Below are 24097 nucleotides of genomic sequence, written 5' to 3' on the forward strand. Positions count from 1 at the left end.
AGGCGGCGGGGGGGGCGGGGGGGGGTGGGGGGGGGGGCGCGGGGGTGGGGCGGGGGGGGGGGGGGGGGGGGCGGGTTTCGGGGGAGGGGGGGGGGGGGGGGTGCCTAGTAGCTCGGGGGCTTCTGTGGTTTGGCGGGTGCGGGTTTTATGTGGTTGATCGCGCAGTTCCCCGCGCCCCTGAAGGGGCGCTGTGCCCCCCTTGGAGAGGATGCGCCGCGTGTTGAGTCACGAAGAAGCTCTGGTGCTCTCGGAGATCGATGAGGCCGCCGTTGCTCGGACGTTGCTTGAGTTGATCGCTGTTCCGAGTGTTACCGGGAGTGCGGCTGAATCGGAGCTTCAGCATCAGCTTGCGCGGCGGTTGGAGCGGCTCGGGCTGGATGTCGACCTGTGGCCGTTGGATCTGGGCGCGCTGCTGGCGCATCCCGGGTTTCCGGGGGCGGAGGCTGCGCGTGAGGAGGCGTGGGGGCTGGTCGGGCGGACTGCGGACGGGGGTGACGGGCCGGTCTTCGTGTTGCAGGGGCATGTTGATGTCGTGCCTGCGGGGGATCCGGCCGCGTGGGAGGGGGATCCCTTCGTGCCGCGGGTCACCGGTGATCTGGTGCACGGGCGCGGGGCCTGTGACATGAAGGCCGGGCTGGCGGCGCACCTTGCTGTGCTGGGGGCGATACGGGCCAGCGGGGTGCGGTTGTGCGGGCAGGTCGCCGCGCACTTCGTGGTGGGGGAGGAGGACGGTGGGCTCGGTGCGTTCGGGACGTTGCAGCGGGGGCATCGCGGGGACGTCTGCGTCATCGGTGAGCCGACCGCCGGGACCCTGGTCACCGCCAACGCGGGTGCGTTGACGTTCCGTATCGCCGTGCCCGGCTTGGCGGCGCACGCGAGTTCGCGGGAGCGGGGCGTCAGCGCGATCGACGCGTACGTGACCTTGCACAGGGCGCTGGCCGAGCTGGAGGCCGGCCGCAACACCGGCCCTGACCCGCTCATGGCCGAGTACCCCATCCCGTACGCCCTGTCCGTCGGCACCGTCCACGCCGGCGACTGGGCGAGCAGCGTGCCCGATCTGCTCGTCGCCGAGGGGCGGTTGGGGGTGCGGCTGGGGGAGGATCCGGCTGACGCGAGGGCCTCTCTGGAACGCCGCGTCGCCGAGGTGTGCGCCGCCGACCCGTGGCTGCGGGACCATCCGGCGACGGTGACGTGGCCGGGCGGGCAGTTCGCGAGCGGGCGGCTGGCGCCGGGGCATCCCCTTCCGGATGTGATCCGGGCGGCCTACGCCGACTCGGTCGGCGGTGACTCGGGGATGCGGGAGCGCGGGGCGCCGTACGGCAGCGATCTGCGGCTGTATGCCGGGGCCGGGGTGCCGACCTTGCAGTACGGGCCGGGGGACATCGCGGTGGCGCACAGTGCGGGGGAGCATGTGTCGGTGCGTGAAGTGGTGGAGGTGGCGCGGGCGTTGGCGGTGACGGTGTTGCGGACGGTGGGGGTGAAGTGACGGGACGGGAATCGTCCTGGCGGCAGGGTGAGGTTGCTCGATACCGGTTCGCCCTCTCCGTAGATCACTCGTGAGATCACTCGTGACGCCTTCCGGACAGCCGGCGTCCCCCTGGAAGCCAACTTCCCCGCCCACCATCGGCATGTCCTTGACACCCCTGACGTAAGGAAGCGCCCGTGAGAACGACGCCCCGCGCCGCACGCAGAGCCGCCGCCCTCGCCGCCGGTACCGCACTGGCCACCCTCCTCGCGGCGTCCCCCGCGGGGGCGGACGCCGAGTTGCCGGTGGTGACCGCGCGCAGCGAGTCCGCGCCGCTCTTCGATGACGAGGCCGGCCAGAACGCCGACGCGGACGACCCGGCGATCTGGCGGAACCCCGCCGACCCCGGGCGCAGCCTCGTCATGGCGACCGCCAAGGAGGGCGGGCTGCGGGTCTACGACCTGGGCGCGCGCCTGGTGCAGTCGATCGCCGCGCCGAAGCCGCCGTCGGCGGACGACGCGCCCGGCCGGTACAACAACGTCGACCTCGTCAACGGCCTGCGCACCTCGTCCGGCCGGGCCGATGTCGCGGTGGTCAGCGACCGCGGCAACGACCGGCTGCGGATCTACCGCATCGACGCCTCCCGCCCCGGCGCCCCGCTGACCGACATCACCGACCCGGCCGCCGTCCCGGTCTTCTCCGCCGACCAGAGCGAGATCAACGACCAGCGCACCGCGTACGGTCTCGGCACCTGGAAGGACAAGGCCAGCGGCCGTACGTACGCCCTGGTCAGCCAGCGTGAGCGCACCCGCCTCGCCCTCCTCGAACTCGTCCCGGCCGCGAACGGCAAGGTCGGCTACCGCAAGGTCCGCACCCTCGACCTCCCCTCCTCCTTCCGCCTCCCGAACGGCACCACCTGGGCCCCCTGCCTGGAGCCCGGCGAACTCCCGCAGGTCGAGGGCATGGTCGTCGACCCGGCCACCGGCACGCTCTACGCCGGCCAGGAGGACATCGGCATCTGGCGGCTGCGCGCCGACCTCACCGGCACGCCCGTCCTGATCGACAGGACCAAGGAGTACGGCGTCCCGGGCACCTACGACGAGGAGACCGAGGAGTGCACGCCGGGCGCCGACCCCGGCTTCGGCGGCCAGCACCTGTCGGCCGACGTCGAGGGCCTGACGCTGTTCGAGGAGCGGGACGGCGACGGCTACCTCCTCGCGTCCAGCCAGGGCGACAACACCTTCGCCCTGTACGACCGTGAGGTCGGCGACGCCAACGAGTACGAGGGCGGGTTCAGGGTCGGCGCCGCGTCCTCGACGCTGGACAGCGTGGAGGAGTGCGACGGCGCCGCCATCCTCAACGCCCCGCTGGGCAGCCGCTATCCGCGCGGCCTGCTCGTCGTCCAGGACGGCGAGGAGACGCCGGGCGTGGAGGACCGCACGGCCACCGGCTTCAAGTTCGTCGATCTGGGGGCGGTGGTGGACGCGGCGGACATGTAGGTCGCGGGTCGTGAGGTCGCGTACGGCCGCCGGTACCTGACCTTCACTTCGATCTGCAGTCCGCCCGTGATGCCCTGCTCTGGAAGCTCGAAAAACACGTGGCCACGGTGGAACTCGGGTATCTCGGCGACACGTTCGGACGGCCCTCCGGTGAGGCGCTGCCGTGGGTCGAGGAGGGTGCCGAGGCGAACGCGGACATGTGGGCCACCGCCGACGAGTCACGCGAGCAGATCGTGGGCCTGTATCGCCGGGCGTGGGCACACGCGGACGCGACGATCGACGCGCTGCCGCTGGACACGGTCGGCAAGGTGCCGTGGTGGCCCAGCGGCAGGGACGAGGTGACGCTGCACCACGCCGTGGTGCGCGTCATCGCCGACACCCACCGGCATGCCGGGCACGCCGACATCATCCGGGAACTCACGGACGGTGCCGTCGGCATGAACAAGGGCAACGACGGCATGCCGCCGGGTGATTCGGCCTGGTGGGAGAAGCACCGGAGCCGACTGGAGCGGGCGGCGCGGGATGCCGAGCGGGATCGGGGCGGGAGGGGTCCCGCGCGCTTCCGGTAGACATCTGGCGTGAGCAGCCTCCCGACCGTCCGCCGGACCCCCGGAGCCGTGATGCGGAAGCAAGCCCCCTTGTTCGTCGTCGGCGTCCTCGCCCTCACCGCGCTGACCGCGTGCGGCACCGAGAGCGGCACAGAGGGCCGCACCGAGACCGGGCCGGAAGCGGTGAGCAGCGCGCCCTCCACCCCCACCTCCACCCCGTCGGCTCACTCCTCCTCCCCGGCCGACTCGCAGGCAGACATCCGCCCGACGACCTCCGCACGCGAGGGCGACTGCGTCGGCGCCGAAGGTCCCGGGCAGGGCGGGGAGGTCTGGGTGGTCGACTGCGCCCACCGCAACGCGGTCGCCCGGGTGACCCGGCTGGTGCCGCACGGCAAGTCGGACCTCTGTATCAAGGACGACTACACCGGCTTCGACTTCCGCAACGACAAGCCCAGCCTGTGCCTGATGATCTACGGCAAGGAGGGCGACTGCTACAGCGGCTTCGACGTCCGTACGCCCGTCGGACCCCGGGTGCCGTGCACCGACCCGAAAGCCCTGCTGCGCCTCGAGCGGATCGTCAAGGGCGACGGCCGCGACACCTGCCGCCAGATCACTCCGTACGGCGATCCGAACGCGGCCGCCCTCTTCTACAGCGACGCCCCTGACTTCGCCGCGGGGCCCGGAACGTTCCGCGACCTCACGTACTGTCTGACGTCGCCGGACTCGTAGGCGGAGCTCAGCGGACCAGTTCGGCGGGCTTGGTGGCCTTGCCTCGGCTGATGGCTGGCACTCACAGCAGTGCCGGTGCGTGGAATTCGCCGAGTCCGGAGGTCAGGTCCCGGTCCAGCCAGTAGCGGCGCGGCTCGGCGAGCATGACGTCGACGCTGACGGTGAGGATGCCGGGGATCCTGGCCAGCTCGTGGTCGATGAAGTGCGCCACGGCGGAGCGGTCGGTGACCAGGCCGGTGGCGAGTACGGACATGTCGCTGGCGACGTGGGCGGCGAGCCGGGTCTGGGGGAGCTGGTCGATGCGGCGCATGACGTCGGGAGTCTCGCCGGGGGCCACTCGCAGGCGGAGCACGAACGGGGTCTGGAAGCCGAGCCATTCCGACACGATCTCCAGGCGCGGTTTGACCCATCCCTCGTCGAGGACCCGGCGTACGACGCGGTGCGCGGTGGAGGTGGCCAGGCCGGCGGCCCGGGCGATGCTCGCGGCGGATGCGCGGCTGTCCTGGATCAGCTGGGCGACGACGGTGCGTTCGGCCTCGCTGAGCGGTTTGGCGGGGGGTGTAGCGGTCGCGGTGCCCTCAGGGCGGGCGCCGGTGAGTTTCAGCAGGTCGGCGCGTTCGGTGTCGGTGAGGAACTGGGGGTCCCAGGTGTGGCCCCGGCGCAGGGTGCTGAGCGCGGGCAGGGCTTTGACGCGGCGTACGCCGGGGACGGAGAACATCCGGTCGATCGCCTCGCTGGTGGCCGCCTCGGAGGGGGCGTGGACGACGGCGTAGAGGGGGTGGTCACCGGAGATCTGCGCCAGGAGCTGGAGGTGGGGCAGGCCTTGGAGCCGGCGGAGGACGGCGAGCGGGGTTTCGCCGGTGATGTCCAGGAAGACGTGGACCGGCATCGCCGTGGAGTGCATGCCCCAGGCGGCCTGCCCGATCACGCGGACCATCCCGGCCTCGTACAGGCGGTCGTAACGGCGCTTCAGTGTGCTGGCGTCGGCGGACAGGATCCCGCCGATGTCGTCCCAGGTGGCCCGGGGTGCCAGGTGCAGCGCACCGATGAGGCGCCGGTCGAGATCGTCGAGGAGGGGGCGGGTCATAGTGCCTCACCTTAGACTGCCGAAGCTTGCCGGTTAATCCCGCTGTTACATCTAGGGGCTAGAGAATCTCTCATTCGACTGCCATTGTTCGCAGGAACATCCCTCAAGCGCACTAAGAGGTACCGATGAGTGCCACCGCGATCCCGCCCCGGCCGACCGAGCCACAGTCGAGAGTCCTGCGCGCCGCGTTCCGCGCGTTCGCGGCGATCGAGAAGGTCGGCAACAAACTCCCCAACCCGTTCTGGCTGTTCTGGATCCTCGCGGGGGTCGTCGCCGTCCTCAGCGCCGTGCTGGCGGCGGTCGGCGTCAGTGCCGTGCACCCCGGCACGGACGAGACCATCAAGGTGGAGAACCTGCTCAGCAGGGACGGCATCACCATGGCCGTCGAGGGAGCCGTCGAAAACTTCGCGGCCTTCCCGCCGCTGGCCACCATCCTCACCGTGATGTTCGGCATCGCCGTCGCCGAGAAGAGCGGGTTGTTCTCCGCCCTGCTGCGCCGGATGGTCGCGCGGGTGCCGGGCAGGTACCTCACCTTCGTGCTGTCGATGACGGCCATGGTCAGCCATGTCGCCGGCGACGCCGCCTACGTCACCCTCATCCCGCTCGGCGCACTCGTCTTCCGCGCGGCCGGACGCAGCCCGGTGCTCGGCTGCATCGTCGCCTACGTCTCGATCTCCGCCGGCTACGACGCCTCGCCGTCCCTCACCACCACCGACGTACTGCTGTCCGGGATCTCCACCGCCGCAGCCCACACCATCGACGCGGACTACGTGGTCACCCCGGTGGCCAACTACTTCTTCGGGCTCGCCTCGTCGGTCTTCGTGGCCCTGGTGATCACGCTCGTCGTCGACAAGGTCCTCGCCCGCCGTACGGACCTGGAGCCCGACGAGCCGGTCGCCGCACTGAACGCCGACGAGCGGGAGGCGATCGAGGTCACCGGGCAGCAGCGCCGTGCGCTGCGCGTGACCGGGCTGGTCGCCCTGGGCTTCGTCGCGTTCCTGGTGGTGGCGATGATCCCTTCGTCCTCACCGCTGCGCGGCGAGCACGGCGGCATCGTCGACTCCTCGCTGATCGGCGGGATGGCGCTCGTCCTGGGCCTGTTCTTCGCCGTGCTCGGCACCGTCTACGGCCGGATGACCGGCACCTTCTCCGCCTCCCGCGACATCCTCGCCGCGATGGCCGACGGCACCCGCTCGATGGCCCCGATCCTCGTCCTATTCTTCGCGATCTCGCAGTTCCTCGCCTACTTCAAGTGGACGAACATCGGCGACATCCTCGCCGTCAAGGGCGCCGAGACGCTGCGTGACCTGGACATGAGCGGCTGGACCGTGCTGGTCGGCGTCGCCGTGCTGATCACGTTCATGAACCTCGTCATCACCAGCGGTTCCGCGCTGTGGGCGCTGGCCGCCCCCGTCCTCGTACCCATGCTGATGCTCGTCGGCATCGAGCCCGAGACCACCCAGGCCGTCTACCGCGTCGCCGACTCGGTCACCAACTGCGTCACCCCGATGAGCCCGTACTTCGTGATGGCTCTCGGCTTCATCCAGCAGCACAAGAAGTCCGCCGGCATCGGCACCCTCGCCTCCTTCACGATCCCCATCGCCGCCGTCGTCTGGGTCGTCTGGGTCGCGTTCTTCGTGGCCTGGTACCTGCTGGGCATCCCCTTCGGCGTCAGCTGACCCCGCATCGTCCGCAAGCCCCCCACACCGTCGTACGAGAAAGCAGATCATGACCGCATCGCCCGCCGCCGCCCTCACCACCCGTGCCCAGGAGGTCTCGTCGGAGATCGTCACCGACATCCTCACCCTGGTCCGCCACGAGACCAGCAGCTACGACCTGCCCGCCCTCGCCGCGGGCCTGGACCTCCTGCGCGAACTGGCCGTCCACCGGCTCGGCCGGCCCGACCACGAACAGCGCCACCCCGGCGGCGAGTGCGGCGACACCCTCACCCTCACGTACACCGGCACCGGCCCCGGGCACGTCGCGCTCGTCGGCCACTACGACACCGTATGGCCGACCGGCACCCTCGCCGGATGGGAACAGCCGTCGGTCGAGTCCGGCGGCCGGGCGAGGCTCAGCGGGCCGGGCATCTTCGACATGAAAACCGGCCTGGCACAGGGCATCTGGGCCCTGAAGCTCGCCCGCGAGAGCGGCGCCCCGCTCCCCACCGTCACCTTCCTCTTCAACGGCGACGAGGAGATCGGCTCCCTCTCCTCCCGTCCGGTCATCGAGGCGGTCGCCCAGAAGGTCGACGTCACGCTGGTGCTGGAGCCGACCGCGCACGGTGCGGTCAAGACCGCCCGCAAGGGCTCCGGGATCTTCCAGGTCACCGCCACCGGCGTCGAGGCGCACGCCGGGCTCGCGCCGCAGGACGGGGCGAGCGCGATCACCGCGCTGTCCGAGTTCGTCCTCGCCGCCGCGGCCGTCGCCGCTCCCGAGAGGGGTACGACGATCAACACCGGGCTCATCAGCGGTGGTTCGGCCGTCAACGTCGTCGCCGGACAGGCCACCGCGAGCATCGACATCCGGGTCAGCAGCGAGGCCGAACAGGACCGCGTCGACGCCGAGTTCGACGCCATCAAGGTCAGCGACCCCCGCGTCCGCATCGACATCGACCACGCCTGGAACCGCCCGCCGATGACCCTCAACGCCGCCTCCGCCCCCCTCCTCGACCTCGCCCGCGACGTCGCCCGCGCCCAGGGCCGCGACCACTTGCCCGACGCCGCCGTCGGCGGCGCCAGCGACGCCAACTTCGTCGCCGCCCTCGGCCTGCCGGTCCTGTGCGGCCTGGGCGCGATCGGCGACGGCGCCCACGCCCAGGGCGAGTTCATCCACCCCGACACCGTCCCCACCCAGACCGCCCTGGTCGCGGGCCTGCTGGGACGACTGGCGGATCCCCTGCTTGGCTGAGCGCCCCTTTCCATGCCGGCCGACGGCGGCCGGCCGAGCTCAGCGGCGCCCACGGAGCGGTGTCCCGGATCGCTCCTCAGCTGATCCGCCACGGACGGAGCTTCTCGGGGTTTCTCACCGCCCAGATATGCCTGATCCGGTCGCCAGCGACCTCGAACGCGAACACGGTCGAGAGGTTGCCGTCCTGCTGGGCCACCAAGCCGGGCAGGCCGTTGACCGTGCACTCCAGGAACGTGGTGCGGGCGCCCGACACACGGGCGATCTCGGCGTAGGCGTGTGCGATCTGCTCGCTGCCCACGATCGGGTGCAGGTGGGTGACGGCCAGCCCGCCGCCGTCGGCGGTCGCGACGGCGTCGGGGTCGAGCAGGCTGATCAGGGCGTCGATGTCCTTGGCCTCCCACGCCGTTCTGAACTGCCTGACGATGCCGGCCTGCCCGGCACTCGGGCCCGCCGGGCTCTGCGCGGTGCGGATGCGCCGACGGGCGGACGAGGCCAGTTGGCGGCATGCCGCCGGAGTGCGGCCGACGATCTCGGCCACTTCACCGAAGGGGTAACGGAAGACGTCGTGCAGGACGAACGCGACGCGCTCCGCCGGGGTCATCGCATCGAGGACGACCAGGAAGGCCATCGTCACCGACTCGTCGAGGGTGACCCGGTCGGCCGGGTCGGTCCCGCCGGCGCCGGAGTGCCCGGTGATCCACTCCGTGGGTTCGGGCAGCGGTTCCGGGATCCAGTCGCCCACATACGTCTCCCGCCTGGCCCGCGCCGAGCCGAGCAGGTTCAGGCAGATGCGGCTGGCGACCGTCATCAGCCAGGCGCCGGGCGACTCGATGGCCTGCTGCTCCCGTGCGGACATGGCATACCAGCGGGCGTAGGTCTCCTGCACGACGTCCTCGGCGTCGGCAAGGGACCCGAGGAGTCGATAGCCGAGGTTGATCAGCCGACGCCGCTCACTCATGATCGCGCTGAGGCCCGGATCGCTCTGGTCGTCTCCGGGCTCGGCTCTGGTGGTCATGGTCTGCCCGTCTCCCTCGCTCGCTTCTTCGGTGCCGCTACCCGTTACGACAAGTCAGGCCACCGGAATGTGAGGCCGACGCGCCGCCTCACATTCCGAGGGGCTGCGTTGTCGTAACGGTGTCGCACCGGTGAGGGCGACAGCGAGACGGAGAACGGAGAGGGGACTTTGATGAACGACCTCCAGACCATCGCGGACCGCGTCGAGATCGAGGCACTGCGCGCCGAGTTCACCGACGCGGTGATGATGCGCGACCGACCCCGCCTGGCGGCGCTGTTCACACCGGACGGTGCCCTGCGCATGCCCAACATTCCTGTCGAGCAGATCGGCCGCGAGGAGATCCTTGCCGGGGGCGAGCGGCTGCAGAGCCAGTGGGACTTCTTCGTACAGAACACACACCCCGGCACGATCCAGCTCGACGGCGACACCGCGACCGGCCGCGCCTACATCCAGGAACTCGTGCGCACCCTCGACGGACGCCAGGGCCTGAACTACGCCGTCTACCACGACCGTTACCAGCGCACCGCGGAGGGCTGGAGGTTCGCCGAGCGGGTGTACGAGGTCCGCTACCTCGACACCTCCCCGCTGGCGGGCACGGCGCCCCACACGGCGCAGGGCTCCGGGACCGACCCGGCCCACGCCACGGCCACCCCGGCTCCGCCCCCGTCCTTCACCGACCCGGCAACGGCCGAACAACTGGAGCGGGTAGCCGCCGCGCTGCGTGCGGGCGGCTTCGCCGCCGAGATACTCGACGACGCCGCAGAAGCGCGCGCCCGCATCAAGGACCTGGTCCCCGCGGGCGCCAGCGTGCTCACCGGAGCCAGCGAGACCCTCCGACTGTCCGGCATCGACGAGGACATCAACGCCAGCGGCCAGTACGACGCCATCAGGCCCCGCACGCTGGCCATCGACCGTGCCACCGGCGCCGACGAGATCCGAAGGCTGGTCGCCGGCCCCGAATTCGTCATCAACAGCGTCGCCGCGGTCACCGAGACCGGCTCGCTCGTCCTTGCCTCGGGCAGCGGCAGCCAACTCCCCGCCAACGCGGGCGGCGCCGCCCACGCGATCTGGATCGTCGGCGCGCAGAAGGTGGTGCCCGACCTGAGCACAGCCCTGCGCCGCATCGAGGAGCACGCCCTCCCGCTGGAGAACGCCCGCGCCCAAGCGGTGTACGGGATGCCCAGCGCCGTCAACCGCCTACTCATCCTCAACGCGGAACCACGCCCAGGGCGCGGCACCGTGCTGCTTCTCCGAGAGGCCATCGGATACTGACCCGGCGGCACCGGTCCGGCTAGTTGCTCGTACGCCGCCCACAGGCGCCCATCAATGAAAGAAACCCGAGGTCAGGGCCACACCAAGCAATACGGCTGATGCCCCGCCTCGTGCAGCCTGTGGCTGAAGTCCTGCCACTCATGCAGCAGCTGATACACATTGAACGCGTCCCGCGGTCCACCCCGGTCCGGCACAGTCGACCAGATGAACGCGGCCGCGCCGACCGCCTCCTCGCCGATTCCGCGGAGGGGGTCGACGACGGTCATGGGGAGTTTGACGACGGCGTAGTCGGGGTGGAGGACGACCAGTTCCAGGGGCGGCACCTTGTTCAGGGGGACGCCCTCGATGCCGGTGAGGACCATCGCGGCCATCGTCTCGGGCTTGATCTTGGTGAACATGCCGTTCATGCCGAGCTCGTCGCCGCCGAGTTCCTCGGGGCGCATCGAGATCGGGACGCGGGCCGCGGTCGCGCCGTCAGGTGCGCCGAAGTACTTGTACGTCACCCCCACCCGACCACCATTCCTGCTCCCCGCCCGCAGCCGCTCGACCCGCTGGTCGAGCCGCTCGGGTTCCTGTCCACCCTGTGCCTGCCGTGATTCAGCCGCTTCCTCCGCCGCGCGCCGGTGCCTGCCCCCTCGGGCACGTCGAGGGCCCAGGTCGTCAGTCCCCTCGCCCAGTCCGCCACCGCGATGCATATCTCCACCCGACTGCTTTTCTAGGACGCGTGGCCCCAGCCGCGCAACCCGATCATCGTGTCAGTGACCTCCCCCACGGCCGCCCGCCGAAACGTGCGTTGAAACACCTGTCCGCAGGATCTTCGCAGCCCCTGAACAAGCCTCGCCACAGCTTGGCCGGTGAGGGCTCCCCTATGACATACGTACGGGATCCCCGTTTGAGCTGTGTGTATCAGGTCTCAGTTTCGCAGACGGGGAGACGGGTGGGGGACCACGTCCGGTTCCGCCGCCGCCTACCCTGAGGAGGTCACCAGGAGAAGCCCACGAAATCGGAGAAGGTCGGAGAAGTCGCCGGACATGAGTGAACTGCCTTATTCATACGATGCGCCTGTCTCGCAGGCTCTGTTCGACCGTGCGGCCGCCGTCACCCCCGGCGGCGTGAACTCGCCGGTACGCGCCTTCCGGGCGGTGGGCGGGACACCCCGGTTCATGGTGTCCGGCCACGGGCCCTATCTCACCGACGCCGACGGGCGCGACTACGTCGACCTGGTCTGTTCCTGGGGCCCCATGATCCTCGGGCACTCCCACCCTGAGGTCATCGCCGCCGTCCAGGACGCCGTATCCCGCGGTACGTCCTTCGGCACACCCGGCGAGGGCGAGGTCGCGCTCGCCGAGGAGATGGTCGCCCGGATCGAGCCGCTGGAGCAGGTGCGGCTCGTCTCCAGTGGCACCGAGGCCACCATGTCCGCCATCCGGCTCGCCCGCGGGTTCACCCGGCGCACCAAGGTGATCAAGTTCGCCGGGTGTTACCACGGTCACGTCGACTCGCTCCTCGCCGCCGCGGGGAGCGGGGTGGCCACCTTCGCCCTGCCCGACACCCCCGGCGTCACCGGCGCCCAGGCCGGCGACACCATCGTGCTGCCGTACAACGACCTCGAAGCCGTGCAGGAGGCCTTCCACCGGCACCCCGGCGAGATCGCCTGCGTGATCACCGAGGCCTCGCCCGGCAACATGGGCGTGGTGCCTCCGGGGCCCGGGTTCAACCAGGGGCTGAAGGACGCCTGCCGGGAGAACGGCGCCCTCTACATCTCCGACGAGGTCATGACCGGCTTCAGGACCAGCAAGGCCGGCTGGTACGGCATCGACGGCGTCCGGCCCGACCTGATGACCTTCGGCAAGGTCATGGGCGGTGGCTTCCCCGCCGCCGCCTTCGGGGGACGTGAGGACGTCATGGCGCACCTCGCGCCCGTCGGCCCCGTCTACCAGGCCGGCACCCTCTCCGGGAACCCGGTCGCCACCGCCGCCGGCCTCGCCCAGCTGCGCCTCCTCGACGACGCCGCGTACGACACCGTCAACGCCGTCTCCGCACAGATCCAGGCCCTGGTCACCGAGGCGCTCACCAAGGAAGGCGTCGCGCACCGGCTGCAGACCGCCTCCAACATGTTCTCCGTCTTCTTCACGGACCGCGCGGTGCGTGACTACGAGGACGCCAGGAAGCAGGAGTCCTTCCGCTTCACCGCGTTCTTCCACGCGATGCTGGCGAACGGCGTCTATCTGCCGCCGTCGTCTTTCGAGTCCTGGTTCGTGTCCACGGCCCACGACGAGCGTGCCGTGCAGCGGATCGCCGACGCCCTCCCGGCGGCGGCCCGAGCGGCGGCGGAGGCCCAGGCATGAGCAACCCCGACATCACCGTCGTACACGTCATGCGGCACGGCGAGGTCGCCAACCCGGACGGTGTGCTGTACGGGCGGCTGCCCGGGTACCACCTGTCGGAGCTGGGGCGGCGGATGGCCGACCGGGTCGCCGAGCACCTCGCGCCCCGCGACATCACGTACGTCTGCTCGTCCCCGCTGGAGCGCGCGCAGGAGACGGCCACGCCGATCGCCAAGGCGCACGGGCTGGATCTCGCGACCGACGAGCGGCTCATCGAGGCCGACAACGTCTTCCAGGGCAAGACCTTCGGTGTGGGCGACGGGGCGCTGCGGCGGCCCGAGAACTGGAAGCACCTCGTCAACCCGTTCAGGCCGTCCTGGGGTGAGCCCTACGTCGACCAGGTCGTACGGATGATGGGGGCGCTGGACGCCGCGAAGGACGCGGCCCGTGGGCATGAGGCGGTGCTGGTCAGTCATCAGCTGCCGATCTGGATCGTGCGGTCGTATGTCGAGCGGCGGCGGCTGTGGCACGACCCGCGCAAGCGGCAGTGCACGCTCGCGTCCCTGACGTCGTTCACGTATCAGGGGAACCAGGTCGTGTCCGTGGGGTACTCGGAGCCGGCTCGGGATCTTGTGCCGGCGCATCTGCTGGCGGGGGCCAAGCCGGTGAAGGGGAAGGACAAGGCCTTCGGGGCGTAGGTAGTTCTTCGGCTGCCTCGCCGGTGGGGGCTTGTCGCGCCCACGCGGCGGAGCCGCAAATCGATACAGCCCCGCGCCCCTTAAAAGCCTTTTGTTGCACCCTTGTTGCATTTGTTTCGGAATGCTTGCGAACTTCCGGAACCTCCCTGTTCCTCGTGTCCTCTGACTGGGTGACCACCAGAGAACGTGACGATCGGGGACGTAATGCGCACACTCACGCGAAGGGGAGCAATCGGTCTTGGGGCCGGGGCCGCTGCTGCTGCCGGGCTGGCCGGATGTGGCACCTTCTCCCCGTCGGAGGGGTCGTCGGGGGTGGGGGGTTCCGGGAAGGGGCCCTCCGCCAAGCCGACGGCCACGGCGCGGCCGATCGGTGACGGGTCGACGTCGTTCACCGGGAAGCAGCCGCATCAGCCGTCGAAGCCCGTGCCGCTGGAGCCCGGTCAGACGCCGCCGCAGTTCGTCATCTTCTCCTGGGACGGGGCGGGCGAGGTCGGCAACGGTCTCTTTCCGCGCTTCCTGGAACTCGCCAAGCAGCACGACGCGCACATGACCTTCTTCCTCTCCGGGCTGTATCTGCTGCCCGAGAGCAAGAAGCGGCTGTACGACCCCCCGAACAACCCGCGTGGCGCCTCCGACATCGGCTACCTCACCGACGAGCACGTCAAGGCGACGCTGACGAACGTCCGGCAGGCGTGGCTCGACGGACACGAGATCGGCACCCACTTCAACGGGCACTTCTGCGCCGGCACGGGCAGCGTCGGCAACTGGACGCCGCAGCAGTGGAAGAGCGAGATCCAGCAGGCGAAGGGGTTCGTGAAGGAGTGGCGGACCAACACCGGGTGGACCGACATGCCCGCCCTGCCCTTCGACTACGAGAAGGAACTCGTCGGCGGCCGCACGCCCTGCCTGCTCGGCCAGGACAACCTGCTGCCCGTCGCCCGTGAGCTGGGCTGGCGCTACGACGCCTCCTCGCCCGGCGGCCGCCAGGTCTGGCCCACCAAGAAGAACGGCATCTGGGATCTGCCGCTTCAGCAGATACCTTTCCCCGGACGTTCGTTCGAGGTCCTGTCCATGGACTACAACATGCTCGCCAACCAGTCGCTCAACACGACCAAGGCGCCCGCCTACAACTACCCGGGCTGGCGGAAGCAGTCCTCGGAGGCGTACATAGCGGGATTCCAGCGGGCATACGAGACAAACCGCGCCCCCTTCTTCATCGGCAACCACTTCGAGCAGTGGAACGGCGGGATCTACATGGACGCCGTGGAAGCCGCGCTGAAGCACATCGCGCGGGAGAAGGAGAAGGGCGAGGACATCCGCCTCGTCTCCTTCCGGCAGTTCGTGGACTGGATGGACGTACAGAAGCCGGCGGTCCTCGAGAAGCTGCGCACCCTCGACGTCGGGCAGGCGCCCGCAGCGGGGTGGAAGAGCCTCTGAAATGGGAGTTTCCGCCCGGAAGGGGGGTGCGCAAGATCCTCGGAACGGACATGCGAAACTTTTCACATGAGTGCCGCCAGCCGCGCCCCCCTGACCCTCACCGGTGCCGCAGTCGCCGCGTTGCTGCTGTCCGCCTGCACCTCCGGAGGGACCTCCGGCGGAGGCGGTGACACCAACTTCGTCATGGGCGAGGACGGCATCTCGACCGTCGAGCAGGGCGAACGGGTCGCCGCCCCCGACCTGTCCGGTGACACCATCGACGGCAAGCAGCTGGACGTCGCCTCGTACAAGGGCAAGGTCGTCGTACTGAACGTCTGGGGCTCCTGGTGCGCGCCGTGCCGCGCCGAGGCGCCCGGCTTCGAGAAGGTCTACAAGGACCTCAAGGGCCAGGGCGTGCAGTTCGTCGGCATCAACACCCGTGACACCAGCACCAAGAACGCCCTCGCCTTCGAGAAGCAGCAGGGCGTCACCTATCCCAGCCTGTACGACCCCACCGGCAAGCTGATGCTCCGCTTCGAGAAGGGCACGCTCAACCCGCAGGCGATCCCCTCCACGCTCGTCCTCGACCGGGACGGCAAGATCGCGGCGCGTTCGCTGGCCGCGCTCAGCGAGGAGAAGCTGCGCAAGATGCTCAACCCGGTCCTCACGGAGAAGTGACGTGACCGGAGTGTCCACGCTGGCCGCCACCGGCTACAACGGCACCGTGCTCAACGGCGCCCTGCTGGTCGCCCTGCCGATCGCGCTGCTCGGCGGCCTCGTCTCCTTCTTCTCGCCGTGCGTCCTGCCGCTCGTCCCCGGCTATCTGTCCTACGTCACCGGAGTAGCCGGCACCGATCTGGCCGAGGCCCGGCGCGGGCGGATGGTCGCGGGCGCCTCGCTGTTCGTGCTGGGCTTCACCGCCGTGTTCGTCTCCAGCGGCGCGCTGTTCGGATACTTCGGCTCCAGCCTCCAGGAACAGCACGGCGTGCTGAACAAGGTGCTCGGCGTCCTCATGATCGCCATGGGCGTCTTCTTCATGGGCCTGATGCCCTGGCTCACCCAGCGCGAGTTCCGCTTCCACAAGCGACCGGTGACCGGGCTCGTCGGTGCCCCCTTCCTCGGCGCCCTGTTCGGCATCGGCTGGACGCCTTGCATCGGCCCCACCCTCGCCTCCGTGATCGCGCTCTCCTCGCAGCAGGGCAGCGCGGGCCGCGGGGCCATACTGACCGTCGCGTACTGCCTCGGCCTCGGCGCGCCGTTCGTGCTCGCGGCGATCGCCTTCCGTAAGGCGCTCGGTGCCTTCGGCTGGGTCAAGCGCCACTATGTCTGGGTGATGCGGATCGGCGGCACCATGATGATCGCGACCGGTCTGCTGCTGCTGACCGGCGCCTGGGACAGTCTCGTGTCGGAGATGCAGAACTGGTCCAACGGCTTCACTGTGGGGATCTGATCGATGAGCAAGACGACCGCCTCCGACGCGACTTCGGCCGCCGCCGAGGACCAGGACCTGGGCGCCGCCGGCTCCCAGCTCTCCACCGCTCCCAAGGAGGAGCTGCCGGGCCTGCCCTCCATGGGCGTCGTCGGCTGGGCCCGCTGGTTCTGGCGTCAGCTCACCTCGATGCGGGTCGCCCTGCTGCTCCTCCTGCTGCTGGCGCTCGGCGCGATCCCCGGCTCGCTGATCCCGCAGTCCGGAACCGACGCCACCAAGGTCGCCGACTTCCGCGACAAGCACGACATCCTCGCGCCGATCTACGACAAGCTCGGCCTCTTCCACGTCTACAGCTCGGTGTGGTTCTCCGCGATCTACATCCTGCTGTTCGTCTCCCTCATCGGCTGCATCGTGCCCCGCACCTGGCAGTTCGTCGGCCAGCTGCGCAGCCGTCCGCCGGGCGCGCCCAAGCGGCTGACCCGGCTGCCCGCGTACACGACCTGGCGCACCGAGGCGGAGCCGGAGCAGGTCCGCGAGGCCGCGCTGACCCTGCTGAAGAAGCGGCGCTTCCGTGCCCATCTCTCCGGTGACGCCGTCGCCGCCGAGAAGGGCTATCTGCGTGAGGTCGGCAACCTCGCCTTCCATATCGCGCTGATCGTGATGCTGATCGCCTTCGCCGCAGGCCAGCTGTTCAAGATGGAGGGCAACAAGCTGGTCCTCGAGGGCGACGGCTTCTCCAACACCCTCACCCAGTACGACGACTTCAAGTCCGGCACCCTCTTCGACACCGACGACCTGGCGCCGTTCAGCTTCAACCTGAACAACTTCATCGGCACGTACGCGACCTCCGGCCCCAACAAGGGCACGCCGCGCACCTACCAGGCCGAGATCACCTACGCCGAGGGTGCCTACGGCAAGGACAAGAAGACCGTCGTCCAGGTCAACAAGCCCCTGGAGATCGGCGACTCGAAGGTCTACCTCACCGCCCACGGCTACGCGCCCCTCGTCACCGTCCGGGACGGCAAGGGCAACGTCGTCTACAGCGACGCGGTCCCGCTGCTGCCGCTCGACTCCAACTCCACCTCCTCCGGCGTGATCAAGGTCTACGACGGCTACAAGAACGCCAAGGGCGTGAGTGAACAGCTCGGCTTCAAGGCCTTCTTCCTGCCGAGCTATGTGAAGGGCAACGAGATCTCCTCCGCCTTCCCGGCGCTGCTGAACCCGGTCCTGAACCTGGAGCCCTACCACGGCGACCTCGGCGTCGACTCGGGCATCCCGCAGAGCGTGTACCAGCTCGACAAGTCGCACATGAAGGACTTCAAGGACTCCAAGGGCCAGCAGCTGAGGGAGAACCTCAAGCCCGGCGAGACCATGAAGCTCCCCGGCGGCGCCGGCACGGTCACCTACGAGGGCACCAAGGAGTGGGCCAACTTCCAGGTCACCGAGCAGCCCGCCAGCGGCTGGGCACTCGGCGGTGCCGTCACCGCCATCTTCGGTCTCGCCGCCTCCCTGTTCATCCAGCGCCGCCGGGTGTGGGTGCGGGCTACGCCCGGCGCCGATGGGGTGACGGTCGTTGAGATGGCCGGCCTGGGCCGCAGCGAGTCCGCGAAGGTGCCCGAGGAACTCGGTGACCTCGCCGGGACTCTGTACGACCAGGCACCGGGCGCCCCCGACCCGGACGCAGACCCAGACGCCGACTCCGACGACTCCTCCACCTCCCCCGACCCCCAAGCCGTACCTGCCGAAAGGCTTGAGAAATGACTCTCGCCGCCGCAACCGATCTCGCCGCCGCGACCAACGAAAACCTCGCGAGCCTCAGCAACACGCTGATCTACTCGTCGATGGCCGTCTACACGCTGGCCTTCTTCGCCTATATCGCCGAATGGCTTCTCGGCAGCCGCAGCAAGGTCGGCCGGACGGCCGCCGCGCTGACCACGCAGAAGAAGTCCGCGGCGAAAGCGCCGGCCGTCGCGGTGCGGACGGCGGGCGGTGCCGCCGTACTGGAGCGGCCGAAGGTCGTCGTGCGGGCCGCGGCGGGTGCGCGGGATGTGCCCGACGGGCCGGGGGCGCACGGCGGGGACGAACAGGGCGACCTCTACGGGCGTATCGCCATCTCCCTCACCGTCCTCGCGTTTCTGATCGAGTTCGGCGGTGTGCTCGCTCGGGCCCTGTCGGTGCAGCGGGCGCCGTGGGGCAACATGTACGAGTTCAACATCACCTTCTCGACGGTCGCCGTCGGTGTGTACCTCGCACTGCTCGCGCTGAAGAAGAACATCCGCTGGCTCGGACTCTTCCTGATCACCACGGTCCTCCTCGATCTCGGCCTGGCCGTCACTGTCTTGTACACCGCCAGCGACCAGTTGGTTCCCGCCCTTCACTCGTACTGGCTGTACATCCACGTCTCGACGGCGATCTTCTGCGGCGCGGTCTTCTACGTCGGCGCGGTCTCCACGATCCTGTACCTCTTCAAGGACAGTTACGAGAACAAGCTCGCCACCGGCGGCACGCCCGGCCGCTTCGCGAACTCCGTCCTCGACCGCCTGCCCGCCTCGGCCTCCCTCGACAAGTTCTCGTACCGCGTCAACGCGGCCGTCTTCCCGCTGTGGACGTTCACGATCATCGCGGGCGCGATCTGGGCGGGCGACGCGTGGGGCCGCTACTGGGGCTGGGACCCCAAGGAGACGTGGTCCTTCATCACCTGGGTCGCCTACGCCTGCTACCTGCACGCCCGCGCCACCGCCGGCTGGAAGGGCCGCAAGGCCGCCTACCTGGCTCTGCTCGCCTTCGGCTGCTGGCTGTTCAACTACTACGGCGTCAACATCTTCGTCTCGGGCAAGCACTCGTACGCCGGTGTGTAAGCCCGCTGGTGTGTAAGTCCCTTGCAGTGAAGGCCGGTTCCTGTGACCTGAGTCACGGAACCGGCCTTCGTCGTACGGACAGGTAAAGAGGCGTGGATACGAATCTGCGCAAACGGATCCGCGCGGGGGACCACAGCGCCTTCGGCGACCTCTTCGACGCGTACGCACGCTCCGTGTACAACCATGCCTTCCGGCTCACGGGGGAGTGGAGCACGGCCGAGGACGTCGTCTCGCTGACCTTCCTGGACGCCTGGCGGCTGCGTGAGCGGCTCGACGAGGAGGGCGGCTCGCTGCGGCCGTGGCTGCTCGGCATCGCCACCAACGTCACCCGCAACACCCGCCGCACCGCCCGAAGACACGCTGCGGCCGTCGCCCGTCTGCCACCCGCCGAGGACGTACGGGACTTCGCCGACGACGTCGCCGGCCGGCTGGACGACGCGGCGCAACTGGCCGCCGTACGGACCGCGTTGGCGAAGCTGCGGCGGGCCGAGCGGGAAGTGCTGGCGCTGTGTGTGTGGTCGGGGCTGGGCTACGAGGCGGCGGCCGAGGCGCTGGGGGTGCCCGTCGGGACCGTACGATCGCGGCTTTCGCGGGCGCGGACAAAACTCGCGAAACATATGGAACCGGCTTCTCTGGACGGACAGATGAGAGGTGACCGCACCACCGCGGTCTGGCCCATCAGGGAGGGAAACCGATGAACCAGCTTCCCGAACGCGACCTTCCGCCGGGCCGTCACCGACTCCTCAAGGAGCATCTGATGACCGAGATCCGGCAGGAACCCGTACGACGGACCCGCATGTGGCTGCGGCCCGCGCTCGTGGCGGGCGCCGTCGCGGCCGTGACCGCCGTGACCCTGACCCTCGCCGCGCCGTCCGGCGAGCAGTCGACGCGGGCCGCCTCGAAGGAGGCCGTGGCGCTGCTGGAGGACATCGCGCTGGCCGCCGAGCAGGCGGACACGCTGAAGATCCGTGACGACCAGTTCGTGTACATCAAGAGCAAGGTCGGCTGGAGCGTGCACGAGGAGGGCAAGCCCGCGTTCCTCGAACCGATCCACCAGCGCGAGGTGTGGCTCTCGGTGGACGGCAGCGAGCAGGACATGCTGCACGACCCCGTCGTCCGCGCCGACCACGAGCTGCTGGAGAAGGAGACTCCCGGGATCCCGTCCAACACCAACTACCGGCACCTCCAGACCCTGCCCACCGATCCGGACCGGATGTTCGACTGGCTGAACAGTGTGAGCGAGGGCAGCGACAGCAAGGACGAGGCCAATTTCGTCCTCGTCGGCGACCTCGCCCGCGAGTCCCTGATGCCGCCGGCCCAGGCGGCGGCCCTCTACCGGGCGGCCGGGAAGATCTCCGGCGTCTTCGTGATCGACGACGCCGTCGACGCGGCCGGGCGGCACGGCGTGGCGGTCGCCCGGGTGGACGACGGGGAGCGGGTCGAGCTGATCTTCGACAAGAAGACCATGAAGTTCCTCGGCGAGCGGGAAGTGGCCGTCGAGGACCTCCAGTCGGGCTTCGAGAAGGGCGACGTGATGGGGCGCACCGCGATCCTGGAGCGGACGCTGGTGGACAAGCGGGGTGAGCGTCCCTAACGCGTGCGCGACCCGGCGTCACGGGTCAGGCTGGTGTCATGACCGGTTCCATCGAGCAGGGCGCCAGCCGGATCCACGGGAGCACGCACCTACTGCACTTCCTGGTGCGGCTCCCGAGGCCCATGGAGACGGTCTGGCCCGCCCTCGCCACCGCGGAAGGCCTCGCCGCCTGGTTCACCCCGGCCGATGTCCTCGAACCCCGCCTCGGCGGCGCGGTCACCCTGCGTGACGTCGGCTCCGGGAGAGTCACCGCCTGGGACGTGGAACGGATCGCCGAGTACACGGTGGAGGGCGGCGGCCGACTCCGCTTCCACCTGGAGCGCGCCGGTGACGAGGGCAGCACGCTCCGTTTCACCCATGAGTTCCGGGGTGGGCGGGAGTCGGAGCAGCGGTGGCGGGCGCGGTTCGAGCGGCTGATCGAGCACATCAGTCGACGGTGATTCAGTCGACGGTGATCGAGTCCAGCTTCCCCCGCAGATACACATGCGAGTCGACCGGCTCGTACGCCACCCGCCCCACCGGTGCCGGCACGGACTCCACGAGCGTGCCCGGGGTGCACTCGCCGAAGTAGACGAGGGACATCAGCTCCTCGGTGGGTGCGTCGGCGGGCGGCGGGAGGACGCGATGGCGGCCGGAGCGCCAGCGGTCGCCGGTCCAACGGGCCATCAGGTCACCGATGTTGATGGTGAAGGCCGCCGGGTCGTACGGCGCGTCCTCCCAGCCGCCCTCGTCCGTGAAGACCTGGAGACCCCCCTTGCCGGCCTGCCGGTCGAGGATCGTCACCGTGCCGAAGTCGGTGTGCGGGCCGATGCGGAACTGGCCCGGCGCGGGTGCGCCGATGACGTCCGTGCCCGGGTACCAGTTGATGTTGAAGCCGTACGTCGGATGGTCCATGTGCCGGGAGAAGAAGCCGGGTTCGAGCCCGAGGGCCTCACCGAGGAGGGAGAGGAGCGTCTTCTCCAGGTCGGCCATTCGCGCCAGATACTCCTCGCAGAGCCGCTGAAGCTCCGGCACCTCCGCTGGCCAGACGTTCGGCGCGTACCACTCCGCGTTGATCTCCGGGTCCTCGAACGGCTCGTGCGTCGCGAAGGTCAGCGACTCCTTCAGGTCCGGCGGGGTCTCGGTCCCCTCCGAGTACCCGTTGGCCTCCGCCCCCGGCCCGAGCCAGCCCCGCCCGCCGACCTTCGCGGCGTAGGCCTGCTTGACGTCGACGGGCAGCGCGAAGAACGCCTTCGCGGCCTCGCGGATCCGGGAGCGCAGCGAAGGGTCCACACCGTGCCCGGTGACGAGCAGGAAACCGGCCGTCTGCAGCGCCTCGTCGACGGTACGGGCGATCCGCGCCCGCACCTCCGGGTCGCCGTCGAACCAGGGCTTCAGGTCGATCGTGGGGATACGGGGCTCAGTCACCGATGTCCTCATTCCACAGGGCCGGATTGTTCTTGATGAAGTCGCGCATCATGCCGACGCACTCGGGATCGTCCAGGAGCACGATCTTGACACCGTGCTCGGCGAGCCAGTCGTGGCCGCCGCGGAAGGTGGCCGCCTCGCCGATCAGTACCCGGGAGATGCCGAACTGGCGGACCAGTCCCGAGCAGTACCAGCAGGGCGAGAGGGTCGTCACCATCGTCGTCCCGCGATACGACCGCTGCCGTCCCGCGGCACGGAACGCCGCCGTCTCCGCGTGCATGGACGGGTCGCCGTCCTGGACCCGCCGGTTGTGGCCGCGGCCGAGGAGCGTGCCGTCGGCGCCGTAGAGCGCGGCGCCGATCGGGATGCCGCCCTCGGCGAGCCCGGCGCGGGCCTCTTCGATCGCGGTGGTGAGCCAGGTGTGTGCCTGTGCCTGATCCATACGTCCACTCTGCTGGCGCGGAAACACCGGGGCAACGTGCGGAAAGTACTCTCCGGGCAGCCCGTAGCCGGACGGAATGTCAGCGCCCTGGAGGCTCCTGTGCCCGCACTCACCCTCCGTGAAGTCCTGGCCCTCGACCCGGTGCGCGCGGCCGAGCCCGAGCTGCTGGCCGGTGCGGGCGCACTGGACCGCCCGGTGCGCTGGGTGCACTCCAGCGAGGTCTACGAGGGCGCGAATTTCCTGGACGGCGGCGAGCTGCTGCTGACCAACGGCTTCGGACTCACGGACGCGGACGAGGAGGTCCGCCGGCGGTACGTCCGCGAACTGGCGGCCCGGGACGCGACCGGTCTCGCGGTGGAGGTGGGCCGCTCGCTGCCCAGCATGCCCCCCGAGGTCATCGACGAGGCGGGCCGCGTGGGGCTGCCGCTGCTGGCCCTGCACCGGGTGGTGCCCTTCGTACGGATCACGGAGGCCGCGAACCGGGCGATCGTCGCGCGAGGTCTGTCCGACCGGCATGCACTGGTACGACCGTGGGGTGACGACCACACGGCCGCGCTGCTGGCGGATCTGGCGAACCGGGCGGCGCTGAACCAGCCGGAGGTGGAGGCGCGGGCCGCCCTCGCGGGATTCCACCCGGGCCACGGGTCACGCCTGATCGGCGTCTCGCTGCACGGCACACGCGAGGTGGGCGCCGTGGACCGGGCGGCACGGCTGCTGGGCGGGGCGGGCGTGCTGCGGGCCGCCTTCCCGGGTGACGTACTGGCTCTCCTGGCGCTGCCCGCGCAGTCTCGCCCGGGCAGCGGACGGGACCCGGTGCGGGCGGTCCAGGAGGCGTTCCGTACGGCCGCCGCCCCGGGGTTCACCGTGGCAATCGGGCCCGCGGTCGACGCCGGCGGCTGGCTGCGCTGGAGCGACACGCTGCGGGCGGCCCGTACGACACTGGAACTCGCGCTGACGGTGCCGCCCCCGGAACCCGGGGCACCGGACGGTCCTCTCGTCACCTCCTCCCGCGCCCTCGCCCTGGAACGGGAGTTGACGAGGGGCGGCGTGGACGCCAACCGGGAACGGCTCACCGGCATGGTCCAGCACGCGCTCGGCCCCCTGCTCGCCTGGGAAGCGGCCCACCCGAGCGACCTCGTCCGCACCCTGGAGGTCCACCTGCGGCACGGCTGCTCACCGACCCGGACAGCGGCGCTGCTGCACATCGGCCGACAGTCGCTGTACCAGCGGCTGGAGCGGATCGAGTCCCTGCTGGGCCTGGAGATCGACGACCCTGATCTGCTGGGGGAACTGCTGGCGGCTGCCTGCGCGCACCGGGTGGTGCGGGGGATGGGGGCGGCTGTGGGGGGTGGGTTGCGGACCGTGGCGTGAGGCCTGGGGCATGGGCGCATGGTGCTGAGA

Annotated in this window: 23 protein-coding genes; 18 read left to right on the plus strand and 5 right to left on the minus strand. The window is 70.1% G+C overall.

Annotation, left to right across the window (positions count from 1 at the left end):
* Nucleotides 1-208 precede the first annotated feature (208 nt).
* From KCH48_RS35245 to KCH48_RS35260, 4 genes are all read left to right on the plus strand, one after another.
* Nucleotides 209-1486: an ArgE/DapE family deacylase gene (locus KCH48_RS35245; protein WP_210580972.1), complete on the plus strand. Its 1278-nt coding sequence runs from the start codon at nt 209-211 to the stop codon at nt 1484-1486.
* A 176-nt stretch (nt 1487-1662) separates the two neighbouring features.
* Entirely contained in the window at nt 1663-2964 is a 1302-nt protein-coding gene (locus tag KCH48_RS35250) for a phytase (protein WP_210580974.1), read from the plus strand.
* A gap of 53 nt (nt 2965-3017) precedes the next feature.
* On the plus strand, nt 3018-3533 hold the full coding sequence (locus KCH48_RS35255) for a DinB family protein (protein ID WP_210581152.1): 516 nt from the start codon (nt 3018-3020) through the stop codon (nt 3531-3533).
* A 9-nt stretch (nt 3534-3542) separates the two neighbouring features.
* Nucleotides 3543-4241, plus strand: coding sequence for a hypothetical protein (locus KCH48_RS35260; protein ID WP_210580976.1), 699 nt, complete (start codon nt 3543-3545; stop codon nt 4239-4241).
* Between the two features lie 61 nt (nt 4242-4302).
* On the opposite strand, the gene KCH48_RS35265 is transcribed toward KCH48_RS35260, so the two are convergent.
* Nucleotides 4303-5328 carry an Lrp/AsnC family transcriptional regulator gene (locus tag KCH48_RS35265; RefSeq protein WP_210580978.1) on the minus strand — a complete coding sequence of 342 codons (1026 nt, stop codon included), beginning with the start codon at nt 5326-5328 and terminating at the stop codon, nt 4303-4305.
* Between the two features lie 125 nt (nt 5329-5453).
* Here KCH48_RS35265 and KCH48_RS35270 point away from each other — a divergent pair, with 125 nt between their 5' ends.
* Nucleotides 5454-7007, plus strand: coding sequence for an AbgT family transporter (locus tag KCH48_RS35270; RefSeq protein ID WP_210580980.1), 1554 nt, complete (start codon nt 5454-5456; stop codon nt 7005-7007).
* Between the two features lie 49 nt (nt 7008-7056).
* Nucleotides 7057-8238, plus strand: a complete 1182-nt coding sequence (locus KCH48_RS35275; RefSeq protein ID WP_210580982.1) for a M20 family metallopeptidase — start codon at nt 7057-7059, stop codon at nt 8236-8238.
* A 76-nt stretch (nt 8239-8314) separates the two neighbouring features.
* Here the strand turns inward: KCH48_RS35275 and sigJ are convergent, their stop codons facing one another.
* Complete coding sequence (gene sigJ, locus KCH48_RS35280; RefSeq protein WP_210580984.1) at nt 8315-9253, minus strand: RNA polymerase sigma factor SigJ; 939 nt, start codon at nt 9251-9253, stop codon at nt 8315-8317.
* Between the two features lie 171 nt (nt 9254-9424).
* On the opposite strand from sigJ, the gene KCH48_RS35285 reads away from it, so the two are divergent.
* Complete coding sequence (locus KCH48_RS35285) at nt 9425-10525, plus strand: nuclear transport factor 2 family protein (protein ID WP_210580986.1); 1101 nt, start codon at nt 9425-9427, stop codon at nt 10523-10525.
* Between the two features lie 71 nt (nt 10526-10596).
* Here the strand turns inward: KCH48_RS35285 and KCH48_RS35290 are convergent, their stop codons facing one another.
* Complete coding sequence (locus tag KCH48_RS35290; protein WP_019061278.1) at nt 10597-11034, minus strand: hypothetical protein; 438 nt, start codon at nt 11032-11034, stop codon at nt 10597-10599.
* Between the two features lie 522 nt (nt 11035-11556).
* On the opposite strand from KCH48_RS35290, the gene hemL reads away from it, so the two are divergent.
* From hemL to KCH48_RS35340, 10 genes are all read left to right on the plus strand, one after another.
* Nucleotides 11557-12873 carry a glutamate-1-semialdehyde 2,1-aminomutase gene (gene hemL, locus KCH48_RS35295; RefSeq protein ID WP_210580988.1) on the plus strand — a complete coding sequence of 439 codons (1317 nt, stop codon included), beginning with the start codon at nt 11557-11559 and terminating at the stop codon, nt 12871-12873.
* Nucleotides 12870-13550, plus strand: a complete 681-nt coding sequence (locus KCH48_RS35300) for a histidine phosphatase family protein (RefSeq protein ID WP_210580989.1) — start codon at nt 12870-12872, stop codon at nt 13548-13550. The genes hemL and KCH48_RS35300 overlap by 4 nt, the downstream gene beginning before the upstream one ends.
* Nucleotides 13551-13754: 204 nt before the next feature.
* Entirely contained in the window at nt 13755-14987 is a 1233-nt protein-coding gene (locus KCH48_RS35305; RefSeq protein ID WP_210580991.1) for a hypothetical protein, read from the plus strand.
* Between the two features lie 66 nt (nt 14988-15053).
* Nucleotides 15054-15644, plus strand: coding sequence for a TlpA disulfide reductase family protein (locus KCH48_RS35310; RefSeq protein ID WP_210580993.1), 591 nt, complete (start codon nt 15054-15056; stop codon nt 15642-15644).
* 1 nt (nt 15645) lies between these two features.
* Entirely contained in the window at nt 15646-16416 is a 771-nt protein-coding gene (locus tag KCH48_RS35315; protein ID WP_210580995.1) for a cytochrome c biogenesis protein CcdA, read from the plus strand.
* Nucleotides 16417-16419: 3 nt separating this feature from the next.
* Nucleotides 16420-18156, plus strand: a complete 1737-nt coding sequence (locus KCH48_RS35320) for a cytochrome c biogenesis protein ResB (RefSeq protein WP_210580997.1) — start codon at nt 16420-16422, stop codon at nt 18154-18156.
* Complete coding sequence (gene ccsB / locus KCH48_RS35325) at nt 18153-19253, plus strand: c-type cytochrome biogenesis protein CcsB (RefSeq protein ID WP_210580999.1); 1101 nt, start codon at nt 18153-18155, stop codon at nt 19251-19253. Before KCH48_RS35320 ends, ccsB begins: the two co-directional genes overlap by 4 nt.
* Before the next feature lie 92 nt (nt 19254-19345).
* Complete coding sequence (locus tag KCH48_RS35330; RefSeq protein ID WP_307841040.1) at nt 19346-19951, plus strand: RNA polymerase sigma factor; 606 nt, start codon at nt 19346-19348, stop codon at nt 19949-19951.
* Nucleotides 19948-20847, plus strand: coding sequence for a CU044_5270 family protein (locus KCH48_RS35335; RefSeq protein ID WP_210581001.1), 900 nt, complete (start codon nt 19948-19950; stop codon nt 20845-20847). The genes KCH48_RS35330 and KCH48_RS35335 overlap by 4 nt, the downstream gene beginning before the upstream one ends.
* A 38-nt stretch (nt 20848-20885) precedes the next feature.
* Nucleotides 20886-21287 (plus strand): SRPBCC domain-containing protein, encoded by a 402-nt coding sequence (locus KCH48_RS35340; RefSeq protein ID WP_210581003.1) that lies wholly within the window; start codon nt 20886-20888, stop codon nt 21285-21287.
* 1 nt (nt 21288) lies between these two features.
* Here the strand turns inward: KCH48_RS35340 and KCH48_RS35345 are convergent, their stop codons facing one another.
* Nucleotides 21289-22266 carry an isopenicillin N synthase family oxygenase gene (locus tag KCH48_RS35345; protein WP_210581005.1) on the minus strand — a complete coding sequence of 326 codons (978 nt, stop codon included), beginning with the start codon at nt 22264-22266 and terminating at the stop codon, nt 21289-21291.
* Complete coding sequence (locus tag KCH48_RS35350; protein WP_210581007.1) at nt 22247-22696, minus strand: nucleoside deaminase; 450 nt, start codon at nt 22694-22696, stop codon at nt 22247-22249. Before KCH48_RS35350 ends, KCH48_RS35345 begins: the two co-directional genes overlap by 20 nt.
* Before the next feature lie 99 nt (nt 22697-22795).
* Here KCH48_RS35350 and KCH48_RS35355 point away from each other — a divergent pair, with 99 nt between their 5' ends.
* Entirely contained in the window at nt 22796-24067 is a 1272-nt protein-coding gene (locus tag KCH48_RS35355; RefSeq protein WP_210581009.1) for a PucR family transcriptional regulator, read from the plus strand.
* Nucleotides 24068-24097: the final 30 nt, after the last annotated feature.

The sequence above is a fragment of the Streptomyces sp. GESEQ-4 genome (assembly GCF_017948455.1).
In the GTDB taxonomy this organism is placed as follows: domain Bacteria; phylum Actinomycetota; class Actinomycetes; order Streptomycetales; family Streptomycetaceae; genus Streptomyces.

What these genes read in the sequence shown, in the direction of transcription:
- KCH48_RS35245 (WP_210580972.1), top strand. Translation starts at nt 209, where the DNA reads ATGCGCCGCGTGTTGAGTCACGAAGAAGCTCTGGTGCTCTCGGAGATC.
- KCH48_RS35265 (WP_210580978.1), bottom strand. Translation starts at nt 5,328, where the DNA reads ATGACCCGCCCCCTCCTCGACGATCTCGACCGGCGCCTCATCGGTGCG.
- KCH48_RS35270 (WP_210580980.1), top strand. Translation starts at nt 5,454, where the DNA reads ATGAGTGCCACCGCGATCCCGCCCCGGCCGACCGAGCCACAGTCGAGA.
- KCH48_RS35275 (WP_210580982.1), top strand. Translation starts at nt 7,057, where the DNA reads ATGACCGCATCGCCCGCCGCCGCCCTCACCACCCGTGCCCAGGAGGTC.
- sigJ (WP_210580984.1), bottom strand. Translation starts at nt 9,253, where the DNA reads ATGACCACCAGAGCCGAGCCCGGAGACGACCAGAGCGATCCGGGCCTC.
- KCH48_RS35285 (WP_210580986.1), top strand. Translation starts at nt 9,425, where the DNA reads ATGAACGACCTCCAGACCATCGCGGACCGCGTCGAGATCGAGGCACTG.
- hemL (WP_210580988.1), top strand. Translation starts at nt 11,557, where the DNA reads ATGAGTGAACTGCCTTATTCATACGATGCGCCTGTCTCGCAGGCTCTG.
- KCH48_RS35300 (WP_210580989.1), top strand. Translation starts at nt 12,870, where the DNA reads ATGAGCAACCCCGACATCACCGTCGTACACGTCATGCGGCACGGCGAG.
- KCH48_RS35305 (WP_210580991.1), top strand. Translation starts at nt 13,755, where the DNA reads ATGCGCACACTCACGCGAAGGGGAGCAATCGGTCTTGGGGCCGGGGCC.
- KCH48_RS35310 (WP_210580993.1), top strand. Translation starts at nt 15,054, where the DNA reads ATGAGTGCCGCCAGCCGCGCCCCCCTGACCCTCACCGGTGCCGCAGTC.
- KCH48_RS35320 (WP_210580997.1), top strand. Translation starts at nt 16,420, where the DNA reads ATGAGCAAGACGACCGCCTCCGACGCGACTTCGGCCGCCGCCGAGGAC.
- ccsB (WP_210580999.1), top strand. Translation starts at nt 18,153, where the DNA reads ATGACTCTCGCCGCCGCAACCGATCTCGCCGCCGCGACCAACGAAAAC.
- KCH48_RS35335 (WP_210581001.1), top strand. Translation starts at nt 19,948, where the DNA reads ATGAACCAGCTTCCCGAACGCGACCTTCCGCCGGGCCGTCACCGACTC.
- KCH48_RS35340 (WP_210581003.1), top strand. Translation starts at nt 20,886, where the DNA reads ATGACCGGTTCCATCGAGCAGGGCGCCAGCCGGATCCACGGGAGCACG.
- KCH48_RS35345 (WP_210581005.1), bottom strand. Translation starts at nt 22,266, where the DNA reads ATGAGGACATCGGTGACTGAGCCCCGTATCCCCACGATCGACCTGAAG.
- KCH48_RS35350 (WP_210581007.1), bottom strand. Translation starts at nt 22,696, where the DNA reads ATGGATCAGGCACAGGCACACACCTGGCTCACCACCGCGATCGAAGAG.